This window comes from Streptomyces sp. NWU339 (assembly GCF_003143855.1).
Lineage (GTDB): Bacteria > Actinomycetota > Actinomycetes > Streptomycetales > Streptomycetaceae > Streptomyces.
Genome location: NZ_QFRK01000013.1, coordinates 86,442 through 104,255, shown reverse-complemented (window position 1 = coordinate 104,255; position 17,814 = coordinate 86,442). Strand labels below are relative to the sequence as shown.

The 17,814-nt window shown below is 70.6% G+C and carries 17 protein-coding genes; 16 read left to right on the top strand and 1 reads right to left on the bottom strand.

The annotated features are described in order from the left end of the window. The first annotated feature begins 77 nt into the window (after nucleotides 1-77). Genes DIZ27_RS18060 through nusB form a run of 3 tightly spaced genes read left to right on the top strand, consistent with a single transcriptional unit; the run spans nucleotide 78 to nucleotide 2,245 of the window. Nucleotides 78-1,184, top strand: a complete 1,107-nt coding sequence (locus tag DIZ27_RS18060; RefSeq protein ID WP_109379459.1) for an aminopeptidase P family protein — start codon at nucleotides 78-80, stop codon at nucleotides 1,182-1,184. Between the two features lie 57 nt (nucleotides 1,185-1,241). Next, nucleotides 1,242-1,808: an elongation factor P gene (efp, locus tag DIZ27_RS18055; protein WP_109379458.1), complete on the top strand. Its 567-nt coding sequence runs from the start codon at nucleotides 1,242-1,244 to the stop codon at nucleotides 1,806-1,808. A gap of 2 nt (nucleotides 1,809-1,810) precedes the next feature. Next, nucleotides 1,811-2,245 carry a transcription antitermination factor NusB gene (gene nusB / locus DIZ27_RS18050; RefSeq protein ID WP_109379457.1) on the top strand — a complete coding sequence of 145 codons (435 nt, stop codon included), beginning with the start codon at nucleotides 1,811-1,813 and terminating at the stop codon, nucleotides 2,243-2,245. A 257-nt stretch (nucleotides 2,246-2,502) separates the two neighbouring features. On the opposite strand, the gene bldD is transcribed toward nusB, so the two are convergent. Further along, nucleotides 2,503-3,006, bottom strand: a complete 504-nt coding sequence (gene bldD, locus DIZ27_RS18045) for a transcriptional regulator BldD (protein WP_109379456.1) — start codon at nucleotides 3,004-3,006, stop codon at nucleotides 2,503-2,505. A 274-nt stretch (nucleotides 3,007-3,280) separates the two neighbouring features. On the opposite strand from bldD, the gene pyrR reads away from it, so the two are divergent. The 13 genes from pyrR (at nucleotide 3,281) to metK (ending at nucleotide 17,741) form a co-directional block, all read left to right on the top strand. Beyond that, nucleotides 3,281-3,838, top strand: a complete 558-nt coding sequence (gene pyrR, locus DIZ27_RS18040) for a bifunctional pyr operon transcriptional regulator/uracil phosphoribosyltransferase PyrR (RefSeq protein ID WP_109379455.1) — start codon at nucleotides 3,281-3,283, stop codon at nucleotides 3,836-3,838. Between the two features lie 107 nt (nucleotides 3,839-3,945). Further along, the gene (locus tag DIZ27_RS18035) at nucleotides 3,946-4,920 is read left to right on the top strand and encodes an aspartate carbamoyltransferase catalytic subunit (protein WP_109379454.1); all 975 of its coding nucleotides are present in this window, start codon (nucleotides 3,946-3,948) and stop codon (nucleotides 4,918-4,920) included. Between the two features lie 4 nt (nucleotides 4,921-4,924). After that, nucleotides 4,925-6,220, top strand: a complete 1,296-nt coding sequence (locus DIZ27_RS18030) for a dihydroorotase (protein ID WP_109379453.1) — start codon at nucleotides 4,925-4,927, stop codon at nucleotides 6,218-6,220. Continuing rightward, a complete protein-coding gene (locus DIZ27_RS18025) occupies nucleotides 6,217-6,789 on the top strand; it encodes a hypothetical protein (RefSeq protein WP_109379452.1) in 573 nt (190 codons plus the stop codon). The genes DIZ27_RS18030 and DIZ27_RS18025 overlap by 4 nt, the downstream gene beginning before the upstream one ends. Beyond that, complete coding sequence (gene carA / locus DIZ27_RS18020; protein ID WP_109379451.1) at nucleotides 6,786-7,967, top strand: glutamine-hydrolyzing carbamoyl-phosphate synthase small subunit; 1,182 nt, start codon at nucleotides 6,786-6,788, stop codon at nucleotides 7,965-7,967. The genes DIZ27_RS18025 and carA overlap by 4 nt, the downstream gene beginning before the upstream one ends. After that, entirely contained in the window at nucleotides 7,960-11,268 is a 3,309-nt protein-coding gene (carB, locus tag DIZ27_RS18015) for a carbamoyl-phosphate synthase large subunit (RefSeq protein WP_109379450.1), read from the top strand. Before carA ends, carB begins: the two co-directional genes overlap by 8 nt. A 74-nt stretch (nucleotides 11,269-11,342) precedes the next feature. Further along, nucleotides 11,343-12,449 (top strand): quinone-dependent dihydroorotate dehydrogenase, encoded by a 1,107-nt coding sequence (locus DIZ27_RS18010; RefSeq protein ID WP_109379449.1) that lies wholly within the window; start codon nucleotides 11,343-11,345, stop codon nucleotides 12,447-12,449. Continuing rightward, the gene (gene pyrF, locus DIZ27_RS18005; protein WP_109379448.1) at nucleotides 12,446-13,291 is read left to right on the top strand and encodes an orotidine-5'-phosphate decarboxylase; all 846 of its coding nucleotides are present in this window, start codon (nucleotides 12,446-12,448) and stop codon (nucleotides 13,289-13,291) included. Before DIZ27_RS18010 ends, pyrF begins: the two co-directional genes overlap by 4 nt. Before the next feature lie 257 nt (nucleotides 13,292-13,548). Further along, complete coding sequence (locus DIZ27_RS18000; RefSeq protein ID WP_003977346.1) at nucleotides 13,549-13,872, top strand: integration host factor; 324 nt, start codon at nucleotides 13,549-13,551, stop codon at nucleotides 13,870-13,872. 60 nt (nucleotides 13,873-13,932) lie between these two features. Beyond that, nucleotides 13,933-14,526, top strand: coding sequence for a guanylate kinase (gmk, locus tag DIZ27_RS17995; RefSeq protein WP_109379447.1), 594 nt, complete (start codon nucleotides 13,933-13,935; stop codon nucleotides 14,524-14,526). An 83-nt stretch (nucleotides 14,527-14,609) separates the two neighbouring features. Continuing rightward, nucleotides 14,610-14,882 carry a DNA-directed RNA polymerase subunit omega gene (rpoZ, locus tag DIZ27_RS17990; RefSeq protein WP_006382157.1) on the top strand — a complete coding sequence of 91 codons (273 nt, stop codon included), beginning with the start codon at nucleotides 14,610-14,612 and terminating at the stop codon, nucleotides 14,880-14,882. Nucleotides 14,883-15,093: 211 nt separating this feature from the next. Continuing rightward, nucleotides 15,094-16,296, top strand: a complete 1,203-nt coding sequence (coaBC, locus tag DIZ27_RS17985) for a bifunctional phosphopantothenoylcysteine decarboxylase/phosphopantothenate--cysteine ligase CoaBC (RefSeq protein ID WP_109379446.1) — start codon at nucleotides 15,094-15,096, stop codon at nucleotides 16,294-16,296. Between the two features lie 236 nt (nucleotides 16,297-16,532). Further along, nucleotides 16,533-17,741 carry a methionine adenosyltransferase gene (gene metK / locus DIZ27_RS17980; RefSeq protein WP_109379445.1) on the top strand — a complete coding sequence of 403 codons (1,209 nt, stop codon included), beginning with the start codon at nucleotides 16,533-16,535 and terminating at the stop codon, nucleotides 17,739-17,741. Nucleotides 17,742-17,814 lie beyond the last annotated feature (73 nt).

Genomic DNA, 17,814 nt, shown 5'->3' with positions numbered 1-17,814 from the left:
GCCGCCGCCCCCGGGCCGGCCCGCCCGCTCGGACCTCTCGACCGGCGATATCCGGCCATCGCTCATAGGCTCGGGTCATGTCTGAGGTGTACGCGGTCCGCCGGACGCGGCTGAGGGAGTGCTGCAACGCGGGCGGCAGCGCGGCGGCGCTGGTGTCCCGGCCCGCCAATGTGCGCTATCTCGCGGGCGCCGTCCCCGAGGACACCGTGCTGCTGCTGGGCCCGGCCGAGGACCTGCTGGTGTGCGCCGCGCCCCTCGACGACCGCTTCCCGCAGACCCGGCCCGACGAGGCGCTGCGTGTTCACGTCGTGCCGAGGGCCGGCGGCGATCCGGCCGCCCTGGCCGCCGGTCTCGCCGCCGCCCAGGGCGCCGACTCCCTGGCCGTCGAGGAGCACCACCTCACCGTGACCCGGCATCGCGCCCTCGGCTCGGCCGCTCCCGGGCTGCGTCTGGCCGACGTCGGAGCGGCGGTCGAGCAGCTCCGGGTGGTCAAGGACGAGGAGGAGATCTCCTGCCTGCGCATCGGCGCGGAGATCGCCGACCAGGCCCTGGGCGAGCTGCTGGAGTCGATCCTCGTCGGCCGTACCGAGCGGCATCTCGCGCTGGAGCTGGAGCGCCGGCTGGTCGACCACGGTGCCGACGGCCCCGCCTTCGCCACCGCCGTCGCCACCGGCCCGAACTCCGGGCGGCCCGGTCACCGGCCCACGGACCGGCGGGTGGAGGAGGGCGACTTCCTCTCCGTCTGTCTCGGCGCCGCCTACCGCGGGTACCGCTGTGCGATCGGCCGTACGTTCGTCATCGGCACCACCCCCGCGGACTGGCAGATCGAGCTGTACGACCTCGTCTTCGCCGCTCAGCGGGCCGGACGGGAGTCCCTCGTACCCGGTGCCGCCTGCCGTGACGTGGACCGCGCGACCCGTCAGGTGCTGAACGGGGCCGGGTACGCCGAGGCCCTTCCGGACGTCACCGGACACGGAGTCGGACTCGAAATCGACGAGGACCCGCAGATGACCCCGGCGGCCATGGGTAAACTGGACGCTTGTGTGCCGGTCACCGTCGAACCAGGGGTTCACCTCCCGGGCCGGGGCGGTGTCCGGATCGATGACACGCTCGTCGTACGCCCCGAGGCGGACGGCGGACCCGAGCTACTCACCATCACGACCAAGGAGCTGCTGGCGCTCTAGCCTCGCGCCGAGTGCCGGCCCCGGGTCGTCTCACGTCAGTCCAGGAGATTCCGCAACGTGGCTTCCACGAACGACCTCAAGAACGGCATGGTGCTCAAGCTCGAAGGCGGCCAGCTCTGGTCCGTAGTCGAGTTCCAGCACGTCAAGCCCGGCAAGGGCCCGGCCTTTGTGCGCACCAAGCTCAAGAACGTGCTCTCCGGCAAGACCGTCGACAAGACCTTCAACGCCGGCGTGAAGGTCGACACGGCTACCGTCGACAAGCGGGACATGCAGTTCTCCTACATGGACGGCGACTACTTCGTCTTCATGGACATGGAGACCTACGACCAGATGCACATCGACCGCAAGGTCGTCGGTGACGCCGCCCACTTCCTCGTCGAGGGTTTCGAGGCCACCGTCGCCCAGCACGAGGGCGAGGTGCTCTTCGTCGAGCTGCCGGCCGCTGTCGAGCTGACCGTCGCCGAGACCGAGCCGGGCGTCCAGGGCGACCGCTCCACCGGCGGCAACAAGCCGGCCACGCTGGAGACCGGTCACCAGATCCAGGTCCCCCTCTTCATCACCACCGGTGAGAAGATCAAGGTCGACACGCGCACCAGCGACTACCTCGGCCGGGTGACCAGCTAACCGTGGCTGCCCGCAACACGGCCCGCAAGCGCGCCTTCCAGATCCTCTTCGAGGGTGACCAGCGCGGCGCCGACGTTCTGACGGTCCTCGCGGACTGGGTCCGGCATTCCCGCTCCGACACCCGGCAGCCGCCGGTGAGCGAGTACACGATGCAGCTGGTCGAGGGCTACGCGGAGCACGCGACGCGCATCGACGAGCTGATCGCCCAGTACTCGGTCGGCTGGACGCTGGACCGGATGCCGGTCGTCGACCGCAACCTCCTGCGTCTCGGCGCGTACGAGCTGATCTGGGTCGACGAGACCCCGGACGCCGTCGTCCTCGACGAGATGGTGCAGCTGGCGAAGGAGTTCTCCACGGACGAGTCGCCCTCGTTCATCAACGGCCTCCTCGGCCGGCTCAAGGAACTCAAGCCCTCGCTGCGCCGCGACGAGATCTGAGCGGGCACCGCCACCGGGACAGGAACCGGTACAGGTGCCCGGCAGGTACCCGCGCCGGCACAGACACGCCGGAGGGCCCGCAGCACGACCGCTGCGGGCCCTCCGGCGTACTCGGTGCCCCGGGCCCCGGTGAGGGGACGGGGCGGACTACGGGGATGACGGGTCGGCCGGACGAAGACCGCCGGGGTGGCCCGAACCTCACAGGTTCGGGCCACCCCGGCGGTACGTTTCTGCTCAACCCGCGGAGCGCTCCGTGATCAGCCCTCGTCGTGCGAGGCGACCGCACGGCGCGCGTCCGCGTCCAGGACGCCCCAGCTGATCAGCTGCTCGGTGAGAACCGAGGGGGACTGGTCGTAGATCACGGAGAGGGTGCGCAGGTCGTCCTGACGGATCGAGAGCACCTTGCCGTTGTAGTCGCCGCGCTGGGACTGGATCGTCGCCGCGTACCGCTGCAGCGGGCCCGCCTTCTCCGGCGGCACTGTGGCCAGCCGCTCCAGGTCGAGGACCAGCTTGGGCGGCGGCTCGGCGGCTCCGCCCGGAGTGGTGCCGGGAAGGAGTTCCTGCACCGGAACGCCGTAGAAGTCCGCCAGTTCGGCAAGACGCTGCACGGTCACGGCGCGGTCGCCGCGCTCGTACGAACCGACCACGACCGCCTTCCAGCGGCCCTGGGACTTCTCCTCGACGCCGTGGAGGGAAAGGCCCTGCTGGGTGCGGATCGCTCGGAGCTTGGCCCCGAGCTGTTTGGCGTATTCGCTGGACATATAGCTCCCCGGCACTGTGTCGACGCGGCTGGCATGTTTCCAGGCCGCGCGGCTGGTAACTCACTGTGAGGTTACGCAGAGTTACTCTCGCCCGTCAAGCCGAATGGTCCACACCGACTCTTCCGTGCTACGCCGGACCGGTTGCGCCAGGGGGGTGAGGAGCGGCGGGCGAAGGGGTGAACAGGGGTGTCGCTGCCGACCTGATAACGTGGGCGGCGCAATTCCGACGTCCTTTAAGGTCCGTCCCGTGAGGCGGAGAAGGAGGTCCGTTCACATGGACACGCACGTCGATGCGCGGCCCGTTCTCGAAGGCCCCGACATCGCGCGGGTACTGACCCGCATCGCCCACGAGATCGTCGAGCGCGCCAAGGGCGCCGACGACGTGGTTCTCCTCGGCATCCCGACCCGGGGCGTCTTCCTCGCCCAGCGGCTCGCCGCCAAGCTCGAGCAGGTCACCGAACGCAAAGTCCTGGTCGGCTCGCTCGACATCACCATGTACCGCGACGACCTGCGCATGCACCCGCCGCGTGCGCTGGCCCGCACCGAGATCCCCGGTGACGGCATCGACGGCCGGCTGGTCGTCCTCGTCGACGACGTGCTCTTCTCCGGGCGCACCATCCGCGCCGCCCTCGACGCGCTGAACGACATCGGGCGCCCCCGCGCGGTGCAGCTCGCCGTCCTCGTCGACCGCGGCCACCGCGAACTGCCCATCCGCGCCGACTACGTCGGCAAGAACCTCCCCACGTCGTTGCGGGAGACGGTCAAGGTCCTGCTCGCCGAGGAGGACGGTCGCGACACCGTACTGCTCGGCGCCAAGCGGCCCTCCCCGTAGCGATCCGGGCGCACGTCGCCGGCGTGCGCCGGCCCGGGCGCCTCCACGCCTCCGGATGCCCGGATTCTCCCGTTCTTCCGATTGAACCGTCTTACGGAGCCTGACAGATGCACCGTCATCTCATCTCGGCCGCCGACCTCACCCGTGACGACGCCGTCCTGATCCTCGACACCGCCGAGGAGATGGCCCGGGTCGCCGACCGGCCGATCAAGAAACTGCCGACCCTGCGCGGCCGGACCGTCGTCAACCTCTTCTTCGAGGACTCCACCCGGACCCGGATCTCCTTCGAGGCCGCCGAGAAGCGGCTGTCCGCGGACGTCATCAACTTCACCGCCAAGGGCTCCAGCGTCTCCAAGGGGGAGTCCCTCAAGGACACCGCGCAGACCCTGGAAGCCATGGGGGTCGACGCCGTAGTCATCCGGCACGGCGCCTCGGGGGCCCCGTACCGGCTGGCCACCTCCGGCTGGATCGACGCGCACGTCATCAACGCCGGCGACGGCACCCACCAGCACCCCACCCAGGCCCTGCTCGACGCCTTCACCATGCGGCGTCGGCTCGTCGGCCCGGACGCCGGTATCGGCCGGGACCTCGCCGGCCGGCGCATCACGATCGTCGGCGACGTCCTGCACAGCCGGGTCGCCCGCTCCAACGTCGACCTGCTGCACACCCTCGGGGCCGAGGTCACCCTCGTCGCCCCGCCGACCCTGCTGCCGGTCGGCATCGAGTCCTGGCCCTGCGAGGTCTCCTACGACCTCGACCGCACCCTGCCCAAGTCCGACGCCGTGATGATGCTGCGCGTGCAGCGCGAGCGCATGAAGGCCGCGTTCTTCCCGACCGAGCGCGAGTACTCACGGCGCTACGGCCTCGACGGCGAGCGCATGCGGCGGATGCCCGAGCACGCGATCGTGATGCACCCCGGCCCCATGGTCCGCGGGATGGAGATCACCGCCGAGGTGGCCGACTCCGGCCGCTGCACCGTCGTCGAGCAGGTCACCAACGGGGTCTCCATCCGGATGGCCGTCCTGTACCTGCTGCTCGGGGGCAACGAACCCGCCCTCACCCGCACCACGGAGGAGAAGTAACACCATGAGCAAGACCCTGATCCGCGGTGCGAAGGTGCTCGGCGGCGACCCGCAGGACGTGCTGATCGACGGCGGGACCGTCGCGGCCGTCGGCACCGGACTGAGCGCCGAGACCGTCGAGGGCGCCGAGGTCGTCGAGGCTGCCGGCAAGGTGCTGCTGCCCGGCCTGGTCGACCTGCACACCCATCTGCGCGAGCCGGGCCGCGAGGACTCCGAGACCGTGCTGACCGGCACCCGCGCGGCGGCGAGCGGCGGCTACACCGCCGTGTTCGCCATGGCCAACACCTTCCCGGTCGCCGACACCGCCGGCGTCGTCGAGCAGGTCTGGCGGCTCGGCAAGGAGCACGGCTACTGCGACGTACGGCCCATCGGCGCCGTCACCGTCGGCCTGGAGGGCGGCACGCTCGCCGAACTGGGCGCCATGCACGAGTCCGCGGCCGGTGTCACCGTCTTCTCCGACGACGGCAAGTGCGTCCACGACGCCGTGATCATGCGGCGCGCCCTGGAGTACGTGAAGGCCTTCGACGGCGTCGTCGCCCAGCACGCGCAGGAACCCCGGCTGACCGAGGGCGCCCAGATGAACGAGGGCGTCGTCTCCGCCGAGCTGGGTCTGGGCGGCTGGCCGGCCGTGGCCGAGGAGGCGATCATCGCCCGGGACGTCCTGCTCGCCGAGCACGTCGGTTCCCGCGTCCACATCTGCCACCTGTCGACGGCGGGCAGCGTCGAGATCGTGCGCTGGGCCAAGGCCCGCGGCATCCGCGTCACCGCCGAGGTCACCCCGCACCACCTGCTCCTCACCGACGAACTGGTGCGCACCTACAACCCGGTCTACAAGGTCAACCCGCCGCTGCGCACCGAGCGGGACGTCCTGGCGCTGCGCGAGGCGCTCGCCGACGGCACGATCGACATCGTCGCCACCGACCACGCCCCGCACCCGCACGAGGACAAGGACTGCGAGTGGGCAGCCGCGGCCATGGGCATGGTCGGCCTGGAGACCGCGCTGTCGGTGGTCCAGGAGACGATGGTCGACACGGGCCTGCTGGACTGGGCCGGCGTGGCCGACCGGATGTCCTTCGCCCCGGCGCGCATCGGACGGGCCGAGGGCCACGGCCGTCCCGTCTCGGTGGGTGAGCCCGCCAACCTCACCCTCGTCGACACGGCATACCGTGGTTCCGTGGACCCCGCGAGCTTCGCCTCGCGCAGCCGCAACACCCCGTACGAGGGCCGCGAGCTGCCGGGCCGTGTCACGCACACCTGGCTCCGGGGCACGGCCACGCTCGTCGACGGGAAGCTCACGTGACACCTGTAATCCTGCTGGCCGCCGAGAAACGATCGGCGGAAGTGACCGACTGGGCGGCCAGGATCGGCTGGGTCGTCGGACTCGCCCTCTTCGTCGCGCTCGTCTACTGGCTGATGCGCGAGGGCTGGAAGTGGCGCGGCACCCTCCAGGGCGACCTCCCCGGGCTGCCCACGACCCCGGACGACCCCGGCCCGGCGAAACTGAGCGCGAGCGGCCGCTACCACGGCTCCACCACCGCCGGTCAGTGGCTCGACCGCATCGTGGCGCACGGCCTGGGCACCCGCAGCCGGGTGGAGCTCACCCTCACCGACGCGGGCCTGGACGTCGTACGCCCCGGAGCCGGCGACTTCTTCGTCCCGGCCGACGCGCTGCGCGGGGCCCGGCTCGACAAGGGCATCGCCGGCAAGGTGCTCACCGAGGGCGGTCTGCTCGTCGTCACCTGGGCACACGGCGAGCGGCTGATCGACTCCGGCTTCCGCTTCGACCACGCGGCCGACCACAACGAGTGGGTCCCGGCCATCAACTCCATGAGCAAGACGAACGTCACAACGGAAGGCGCCGAACGATGACAACCTCCACCCGGGGAACCACCTCTCGCAAGAAGGTGCTTCCCGCCGTACTCGTCCTGGAGGACGGCCGGGTCTTCCGCGGCCGTGCCTACGGGGCGGTGGGGGAGACCTTCGGCGAAGCGGTGTTCTCCACCGGGATGACCGGCTACCAGGAGACCCTCACCGACCCGTCCTACCACCGCCAGGTCGTCGTGATGACCACGCCGCACGTCGGCAACACCGGCGTCAACGACGACGACCCCGAGTCCCAGCGGATCTGGGTCGCCGGCTACGTCGTGCGCGACCCCGCGCGCGTGCCGTCCAACTGGCGCTCCCGCCGCGCCCTGGACGAGGAGCTCGCCGCCCAGGGCGTCGTCGGCATCAGCGGCATCGACACCCGCGCGCTGACCCGGCACCTGCGGGAACGGGGCGCCATGCGCGTCGGCATCTTCAGCGGCGACGCCGTACGGGACGACGCCGCGCTGCTGGCCGACGTGCGGGAAGCCCCCGAGATGAAGGGCGCCGACCTCGCCGCCGAGGTAGCCACCACCGAGCCGTACGTCGTCCCCGCCGTCGGCCCCGACGGCGCTGCCCTCCCGGTCGGCACCGCGAAGTTCACCGTCGCCGCCATCGACCTCGGCATCAAGGGCATGACCGCCCAGCGCATGACACAGCGCGGCATCGAGGTGCACGTCCTGCCCGCGAGCGCCACCCTCGACGACGTCTACGCCGTCAACCCCGACGGGGTGTTCTTCTCCAATGGCCCCGGCGACCCCGCCACCGCCGACCACCCCGTCTCCGTGATGAGGGGCGTCCTGGAGCGCGGCACCCCGCTCTTCGGGATCTGCTTCGGCAACCAGATCCTCGGCCGAGCCCTCGGCTTCGGCACCTACAAGCTGAAGTACGGCCACCGCGGCATCAACCAGCCGGTGCAGGACCGTGCGACGGGCAAGGTCGAGGTCACCTCGCACAACCACGGCTTCGCCGTCGACGCCCCGCTCGACAAGGTCTCCGACACCCCGTTCGGCCGGGTGGAGGTGTCCCACGTCTGCCTCAACGACAACGTGGTGGAGGGGCTCCGCCTGCTCGACCGGCCGGCCTTCAGCGTCCAGTACCACCCGGAAGCGGCGGCGGGCCCGCACGACGCCGCCTACCTGTTCGACCGCTTCGTATCCCTGATGGAGGGCCAGCGTGCCTAAGCGCACCGATATCCAGTCCGTCCTGGTCATCGGCTCCGGCCCGATCGTCATCGGCCAGGCCGCCGAGTTCGACTACTCCGGCACCCAGGCGTGCCGGGTGCTGAAGGCCGAGGGCCTGCGCGTCATCCTGGTCAACTCCAACCCGGCGACGATCATGACCGACCCGGAGATCGCCGACGCCACCTACGTCGAACCGATCACCCCGGAGTTCGTCGAGAAGATCATCGCCAAGGAGCAGCCGGACGCCCTGCTGCCCACCCTGGGCGGCCAGACGGCCCTGAACACCGCGATCTCCCTGCACGAGAACGGCGTCCTGGAGAAGTACGGCGTCGAGCTGATCGGCGCCAACGTGGAGGCCATCCACAAGGGTGAGGACCGCGACCTGTTCAAGGAGGTCGTGGAGGAGGTCCGCAAGAAGATCGGACACGGCGAGTCCGCCCGGTCCTACATCTGCCACTCCATGGACGACGTCCTCAAGGGCGTCGAGGAGCTCGGCGGCTACCCCGTCGTCGTCCGCCCGTCCTTCACCATGGGCGGCGCCGGCTCCGGCTTCGCCCACGACGAGGACGAACTGCGCCGCATCGCCGGACAGGGCCTCACCCTGTCGCCGACCACCGAGGTGCTCCTGGAGGAGTCCATCCTCGGCTGGAAGGAGTACGAGCTGGAGCTGATGCGCGACAAGCACGACAACGTCGTGGTCGTCTGCTCCATCGAGAACTTCGACCCCATGGGCGTGCACACCGGCGACTCGATCACCGTCGCGCCCGCGATGACGCTGACCGACCGCGAGTACCAGATCCTGCGGGACATCGGCATCGCCGTCATCCGCGAGGTCGGCGTCGACACGGGGGGCTGCAACATCCAGTTCGCGGTGAACCCCGAGGACGGGCGCATCATCGTCATCGAGATGAACCCGCGTGTGTCGCGCTCCTCGGCACTGGCCTCCAAGGCGACAGGATTCCCGATCGCCAAGATCGCCGCGAAGCTCGCCGTGGGCTACACCCTCGACGAGATCCCCAACGACATCACGAAGGAGACGCCGGCCTCCTTCGAGCCGGCCCTCGACTACGTCGTCGTCAAGGCCCCGCGGTTCGCCTTCGAGAAGTTCCCGAGTGCCGACTCCACCCTCACCACGACCATGAAGTCGGTCGGCGAGGCCATGGCGATCGGCCGTAACTTCACCGAGGCCCTGCAGAAGGCGCTGCGCTCGCTGGAGAAGAAGGGCAGCCGGTTCACCTTCGTGGGTGACCCCGGGGACAAGGCGCTCCGCCTCGACGAGGCGATCCGCCCGACCGACGGCCGCATCAACGCGGTCATGCAGGCCATCCGTGCGGGAGCCACCCCCCAGGAGGTCTTCGACGCCACCAAGATCGATCCCTGGTTCGTCGACCAGCTCTTCCTCCTCAAGGAGATCGCCGACGAGATCGCCGAGGCGCCCGAGCTGACCCGGGACCTGCTCGCCGAGGCCAAGCGGCACGGCTTCTCCGACGAGCAGATCAGCGAGATCCGCGGCCTGCGCGCGGACGTCGTCCGCGAGGTCCGGCACGCACTGGGCATCCGCCCGGTCTACAAGACGGTCGACACCTGCGCCGCCGAGTTCGCCGCGGACACGCCGTACTTCTACTCCTCCTACGACGAGGAGACCGAGGTCGCCCCGCGCGAGAAGCCCGCGGTGATCATCCTGGGCTCCGGCCCGAACCGCATCGGCCAGGGCATCGAGTTCGACTACTCCTGCGTCCACGCCTCCTTCGCGCTGAGCGACGCCGGGTACGAGACCGTGATGGTCAACTGCAACCCGGAGACCGTCTCCACCGACTACGACACCTCCGACCGGCTCTACTTCGAGCCGCTCACCCTGGAGGACGTCCTGGAGATCGTCCACGCGGAGCAGCAGGCCGGACCGGTCGCGGGTGTGATCGTCCAGCTCGGCGGCCAGACCCCGCTGGGCCTGGCCCAGGCGCTGAAGGACAACGGCGTGCCGATCGTCGGCACACCCCCCGAGGCCATCCACGCCGCCGAGGACCGAGGGGCCTTCGGCCGCGTCCTGGCGGAGGCCGGCCTGCCGGCCCCCAAGCACGGCACCGCCACCACCTTCGCCGAGGCCAAGGCCATCGCCGACGAGATCGGCTACCCGGTCCTCGTGCGCCCGTCCTACGTGCTCGGCGGACGCGGCATGGAGATCGTCTACGACGAGAACCGGCTGGAGTCGTACATCGCCGAGTCGACCGAGATCAGCCCCTCCCGGCCGGTGCTGGTCGACCGGTTCCTCGACGACGCGGTCGAGATCGACGTCGACGCGCTGTACGACGGCGAGGAGCTCTACCTCGGCGGTGTCATGGAGCACATCGAGGAGGCCGGCATCCACTCCGGCGACTCGGCGTGCGCCCTGCCCCCGATCACGCTCGGCGGCTTCGACATCAAGCGGCTGCGCGCCTCCACCGAGGGCATCGCACGCGGGGTCGGGGTGCGCGGCCTGATCAACATCCAGTTCGCGCTGTCCGGCGACATCCTCTACGTCCTGGAGGCCAACCCGCGCGCCTCCCGCACCGTCCCCTTCACCTCGAAGGCGACCGCGGTGCCGCTGGCCAAGGCGGCCGCCCGGATCTCCCTCGGCGCGACCGTCGCCGAACTCCGCGCGGAGGGCCTGCTCCCCGCCCAGGGGGACGGCGGCACGCTGCCCCTGGACGCGCCGATCTCCGTCAAGGAGGCCGTCCTGCCGTGGTCGCGCTTCCGCGACATCCACGGCCGCGGCGTCGACACGGTCCTCGGCCCGGAGATGCGCTCCACCGGCGAGGTCATGGGCATCGACTCCGTCTTCGGCACGGCCTACGCCAAGTCGCAGGCCGGCGCCTACGGGCCGCTGCCCACCCGGGGCCGTGCCTTCATCTCGGTCGCCAACCGGGACAAGCGCCTGATGATCTCCCCGGCGCGTGAGCTGGTCGCCCACGGCTTCGAACTGCTCGCCACCTCCGGCACCGCCGAGGTCCTCAAGCGCAACGGCATCAACGCCACCGTGGTGCGCAAGCAGTCCGAGGGCACCGGTCCGAACGGAGAGAAGACCATCGTCCAGCTGATCCACGACGGCGAGGTCGACCTCATCGTCAACACGCCGTACGGCACCGGCGGCCGTCTCGACGGCTACGACATCCGCACGGCCGCGGTGGCGCGGTCCGTGCCGTGCCTGACGACGGTCCAGGCGCTCGCCGCGGCGGTCCAGGGCATCGACGCCCTCAACCGCGGCGAGGTGGGCGTCCGCTCGCTCCAGGAACACGCACACCGTCTGACAGCGGCCCGCGACTAGGGCCGAGCCGCCGGAGGGGGACACCGTCAACGGTGTCCCCCTCTTCATGAGGACCACCTGGGACAGGACACCCGATGTACACGTACTTCTTCCGTCTGATCTTCCAGCGCATGGACCCGGAGCGGGCCCACCGGCTGGCCTTCCGCTGGATCCGCCGCGTCGCGGGCATCCCCGTGCTGCGCACCTTCGTCGCCGCCGTGCTCGCCCCCCGGATCAAGGAACTGCGCACCGAGGCGTTCGGGCTGCGTCTGCACAGCCCCTTCGGACTCGCCGCCGGCTTCGACAAGAACGCCGTCGGCGTCGACGGGATGGCGATGCTCGGTTTCGACCATGTCGAGATCGGCACGGTGACCGGGGAACCGCAGCCCGGAAACCCCGGCAAGCGGCTGTTCCGGCTGGTGCCGGACCGGGCGCTGATCAACCGCATGGGATTCAACAACGAGGGCTCGCTGGCCGTCGCCGCCCGCCTGGCCTCCCGCACACCCGTCTTCCGGACCGTGGTGGGCGTCAACATCGGCAAGACCAAGGCGGTACCGGAGGACGAGGCCGTCGCGGACTACGTGAAGTCCGCCGAACGGCTGGCACCGTACGCCGACTACCTGGTGGTCAACGTCTCCTCCCCGAACACGCCGGGGCTGCGCGACCTCCAGGCCGCGGACCGGCTGCGCCCGCTGCTGAGCGCCGTCCGCGAGGCCGCCGACCGCAGCGCCCCCGGCCGCCGGGTGCCGCTGCTGGTCAAGATCGCTCCCGATCTCGCCGACGAGGACATCGACACGGTCGCCGACCTCGCCGTGGAACTCGGCCTGGACGGGATCATCGCCACCAACACCACCATCGCGCGCGCGGAGCTCTCCCTGGCCTCCGAGCCCGCCCTGGTCGCGGAGGCCGGGGGCCTGTCCGGTGCTCCGCTCAAGGCACGCTCCCTGGAGGTGCTGCGCCGCCTGTACGCGCGCGTGGGGGACCGGATCACCCTGATCGGAGTCGGCGGCATCGAGAGCGCCGAGGACGCCTGGCAGCGCATCCTGGCCGGCGCCACGCTGGTCCAGGGCTACAGCGCCCTCATCTACGAGGGCCCCTTCTGGAGCCGTGCCGTCCACAAGGGACTCGCCGCGCGGCTGCGCACCAGCCCGTACAGCACGCTCGCCGACGCGGTGGGCGCCGACGTGAGGAAGACGGCATGAGCGGACTCGACCCCTTCGGCGTGCGCCTGCGCCGCGCCATGGACGCGCGCGGCCCGCTGTGCGTCGGCATCGACCCCCACGCCTCCCTGCTCGCCGAATGGGGCCTGAACGACGACGTGGCCGGACTGGAGCGGTTCAGCCGCACGGTCGTCGAGGCGGTCGCGGACCGGGTCGCCGTGCTCAAGCCGCAGAGCGCGTTCTTCGAGCGCTTCGGCTCACGCGGCATCGCGGTCCTGGAGAGGTCGGTCGCCGAGGCGCGGGAGGCCGGCGCGCTGGTCGTCATGGACGCCAAGCGCGGCGACATCGGCTCGACCATGGCGGCCTACGCCGAGTCCTTCCTGCACCGGGGCTCCCCGCTGTTCTCGGACGCGCTGACCGTCTCCCCCTACCTCGGCTACGGCTCGCTGAGCCCGGCGGTGGAGACGGCCCGGGAGAACGGCGCGGGACTGTTCGTCCTGGCGCTGACCTCCAACCCGGAGGGCGGCGAGGTGCAGCACGCGGTGCGTCCCGACGGGCGCAGCGTCGCGGCGACCGTGCTCGCCCACCTGGCCGCCGAGAACGCGGGGGAGGCGCCCCTGGGGTCCTTCGGCGCGGTGGTCGGCGCGACGCTCGGCGACCTGTCGTCGTACGACCTGGACATCAACGGTCCGCTTCTCGCGCCCGGTATCGGCGCCCAGGGGGCCACGGCGGCGGATCTCCCGGCGGTCTTCGGGAAGGCGGTGCGCAACGTCGTGCCGAGCGTGAGCCGGGGCGTGTTGCGCCACGGTGCCGATGTGGTCGCGCTGCGTGACGCCACGGAGCGGTTCGCGGAGGAGATCAGGGCGGCCGTGACACCGGCTTGAGCCTCCGACGAGGGACGCAGGAGCCCGCCGAGGCCTGGATACGGCGACAAATCCGGGGCGATTAGCCCTAAATGTCTGTTCCGGTCAAGGCTGACCTGGACTTTTCCGCTGTTCTCGCTGACTCTGACGGAGTTGGCCGCTAGTCTCCGACGGAGAGTGAACGGGTAAGCGTGTGGTGCCCGTGGCTCCCAGGTGTGGGGCGACCAGGTTCCTCACCGGTCCGTATCCGACAGTTCGACATCCGAGGTGACGTAGGCGTGGCTCTTCCGCCCCTTACCCCTGAACAGCGCGCAGCCGCGCTCGAAAAGGCCGCCGCGGCTCGCCGGGAGCGGGCCGAGGTCAAGAATCGACTCAAGCACTCCGGTGCCTCCCTCCACGAGGTCATCAAGCAGGGCCAGGAGAACGACGTCATCGGCAAGATGAAGGTCTCCGCGCTGCTCGAGTCCCTGCCGGGCGTGGGCAAAGTCCGCGCCAAGCAGATCATGGAGCGACTGGGCATCTCGGAGAGCCGCCGGGTGCGTGGCCTCGGCTCCAACCAGATCGCCTCCCTGGAGCGCGAGTTCGGCAGCACCGGCTCCTGAGTGCCGGGCGGTCCGGGACCAGCGTCCCGGGCACCCCGGGATTGCTGGAATAATCGCCGTATGGCTGCAACACCCCGGGGGACGACCCCCGTACCCCCGGACGCTCGTCCGCGGCTGACCGTGCTCTCCGGCCCCTCGGGGGTCGGCAAGAGCACGGTCGTCGCCCATATGCGCAAGGCCCACCCCGAGGTCTGGCTCTCGGTGTCGGCGACGACCCGCAAGCCGCGCCCGGGGGAACAGCACGGGGTCCACTACTTCTTCGTCACCGACGACGAGATGGACAAGCTGATCGCCAACGGTGAGCTGCTGGAGTGGGCCGAGTTCGCGGGCAACCGCTACGGCACCCCCCGCGCGGCGGTGCTGGAGCACCTGGAGTCGGGCCTGCCCGTCCTCCTGGAGATCGACCTCCAGGGCGCCCGGCAGGTCCGTACGTCCATGCCCGAGGCCCAGCTGGTGTTCCTGGCCCCTCCCTCCTGGGAGGAGCTGGTGCGCCGGCTCACGGGCAGGGGCACCGAGTCGCCCGAGGTGGTCGAGCGCCGGCTGGAGGCCGCGAAGATCGAACTGGCCGCCGAGCCGGAGTTCGACACGACCCTGGTCAACACCTCCGTCGAGGACGTGGCGCGCGAGCTGCTAGCCTTGATGAACGTCGTGTGATCGTCAGCGTTTCCCCAGCGGCCGTCCCACGATCACGCAGACCTCATCTGCACCCATCTTTCCCATCCATCGGAAGGTAGAGCGTGTCCTCTTCCATCTCCACGCCCGAGGGCATCATCAACCCGCCGATCGACGAGCTTCTCGAGGCCACGGACTCGAAGTACAGCCTCGTGATCTACGCGGCCAAGCGGGCTCGCCAGATCAACGCGTACTACTCGCAGCTCGGTGAAGGGCTCCTCGAGTACGTCGGTCCCCTCGTCGACACCCACGTCCACGAGAAGCCGCTCTCGATCGCCCTGCGTGAGATCAACGCGGGACTGCTGACCTCCGAGGCCGTCGAAGGCCCCGCTCAGTAAGTCGCACCGTCGCACAGTCGTTCGGTACTGCAGTCGCAACGTCGTATCAGCGGCTCTCAACCGACTTTTCCACAGGCCCGGCAGCACGGCTGCCGGGCCTGTGGTCTTGTTGGGGGCGTGGGGGCCGTTCCCCGCTGTGGTGCAGCATGAGAGGTGTGCGCCCGTCCGAGGCGCGCACGGGAGCCGGACAACCGGAGAGGGACGGAGAGACGTGGACAAGCCGAAGGTCGTTCTGGGCGTCACCGGCGGCATCGCCGCCTACAAGGCCTGTGAGCTGCTCAGGCGGCTGACGGAGTCGGGGCACGACGTGCGTGTCGTCCCCACCACCTCCGCACTGCACTTCGTCGGCGCCGCCACCTGGTCCGCGCTCTCCGGGAACCCGGTCACCACCGAGGTCTGGGACGACGTCCACGAGGTGCCGCACGTCCGCATCGGGCAGCAGGCCGACCTGGTGGTCGTCGCCCCGGCCACCGCGGACATACTGGCGAAGGCGGCGCACGGTCTGGCCGACGACCTCCTCACCAACACCCTGCTCACCGCCCGCTGCCCGGTGGTCTTCGCCCCCGCCATGCACACCGAGATGTGGGAGCACCCGGCCACCCGGGAGAACGTGGCGATCCTGCGCCGACGCGGTGCCGTCGTCATCGAACCGGCGGTCGGCCGGCTCACCGGCGTGGACACCGGCAAGGGCCGGCTGCCCGACCCCGGCGAGATATTCGAGGTCTGCCGCCGGGTGCTGGCCCGGGGCGCGGCCGAGCCCGACCTCGAGGGACGGCATGTCGTGGTCAGCGCCGGCGGTACCCGCGAGCCCCTCGACCCGGTCCGCTTCCTCGGCAACCGCTCCTCCGGCAAGCAGGGCTACGCCCTCGCCCGTACCGCCGCCGCGCGGGGCGCGCGCGTCACGCTGATCGCCGCCAACGCGTCCCTGCCCGACCCCGCGGGGGTCGACGTGGTCCCCGTCGGGACCGCCGTGGAGCTGCGTGCGGAAGTGCTGCGCGCCGCCGCCGACGCCGACGCGGTGGTCATGGCCGCCGCCGTCGCCGACTTCCGGCCCGCGGCCTACGCGGCCGGCAAGATCAAGAAGAAGGACGGCCAGGAACCCGAGCCCGTCACCCTGGTGCGCAACCCGGACATCCTCGCCGAGATCTCCGCCGACCGGGCCCGCCCCGGACAGGTGATCGTGGGCTTCGCCGCGGAGACGGACGACGTACTCGCCAACGGCCGCGCCAAGCTGAAGCGCAAGGGCTGCGATCTGCTCGTGGTCAATGAGGTCGGCGAGCGCAAGACGTTCGGCTCGGAGGAGAACGAGGCGGTGGTGCTGGGGGCCGACGGCAGCGAGACGCCCGTGGCCCACGGCCCCAAGGAAGCCCTGGCCGACACGGTCTGGGACCTGGTGGCCGGACGCCTGGGCTGAACGGGAACGTCCTGTGTGCGGACCGGAAACGCCGCCCGCCGGGGCGTGGCGCCTCTGGCCAACCCGCCTCGGCATGGGCAGAATGCCCGTGCCGCAGGCCACGGAGCTCCCGAGAGGCGAGACAGGGGGCCCCGCGGCGAGGCGCGACAGATAAACTGTTCCACGGACGGCGTGAGGTGCAGCCCCCGCCGTCCATCAATGATCAGCCAGCAGCCGCTGCAACCCCAGGGAGCGTTGTGTCCCGTCGTCTCTTCACCTCGGAGTCCGTGACCGAGGGTCACCCCGACAAGATCGCTGACCAGATCAGCGACACCATTCTTGACGCACTGCTCCGCGAGGACCCGACCTCGCGCGTCGCCGTCGAGACCCTGATCACCACCGGCCTGGTGCACGTGGCCGGAGAGGTCACGACCAAGGCTTACGCGCCGATCCCGCAGCTGGTGCGGGAGAAGATCCTGGAGATCGGCTACGACTCCTCGAAGAAGGGCTTCGACGGTGCCTCCTGCGGCGTGTCGGTGTCGATCGGGTCCCAGTCGCCGGACATCGCGCAGGGTGTCGACACCGCGTATGAGAACCGGGTCGAGGGAGACGAGGACGAGCTGGACCGGCAGGGCGCCGGGGACCAGGGCCTGATGTTCGGCTACGCGACGGACGAGACGCCGACGCTGATGCCGCTGCCGATCTTCCTCGCCCACCGCCTGTCCAAGCGCCTGTCCGACGTGCGCAAGAACGGCACGATCCCCTACCTGCGCCCGGACGGCAAGACCCAGGTCACCATCGAGTACGACGGCGACAAGGCGGTCGGCCTCGACACCGTGGTCGTCTCCTCCCAGCACGCCTCCGACATCGACCTGGAGTCGCTGCTCGCCCCGGACATCCGCGAGTTCGTCGTGGAGCCGGAGCTGAAGGCGCTGCTGGACGAGGGCATCAAGCTGGACACCGAGACGTACCGTCTGCTGGTCAACCCCACCGGCCGCTTCGAGATCGGCGGACCGATGGGCGACGCGGGCCTCACCGGCCGCAAGATCATCATCGACACCTACGGCGGCATGGCCCGGCACGGCGGCGGCGCCTTCTCCGGCAAGGACCCCTCCAAGGTGGACCGCTCGGCGGCGTACGCCATGCGCTGGGTCGCCAAGAACGTGGTCGCGGCCGGCCTGGCCGCCCGCTGCGAGGTCCAGGTGGCGTACGCCATCGGCAAGGCCGAGCCGGTCGGTCTGTTCGTGGAGACCTTCGGCACCGCCAAGGTCGACACCGAGCTGATCGAGCGGGCGATCGACGAGGTGTTCGACCTCCGTCCGGCCGCCATCATCCGCGACCTGGACCTGCTCCGCCCGATCTACGCCCAGACCGCCGCATACGGCCACTTCGGCCGAGAGCTGCCCGACTTCACCTGGGAGCGCACCGACCGCGTGGACGCGCTGCGCAAGGCGGCGGGTCTGTAGACCGCACGCCCGCACCCATGGCACGTCCGCCGAGGCCCGGCGTCCCTCCGGGGACGCCGGGCCTCGGCGCGTT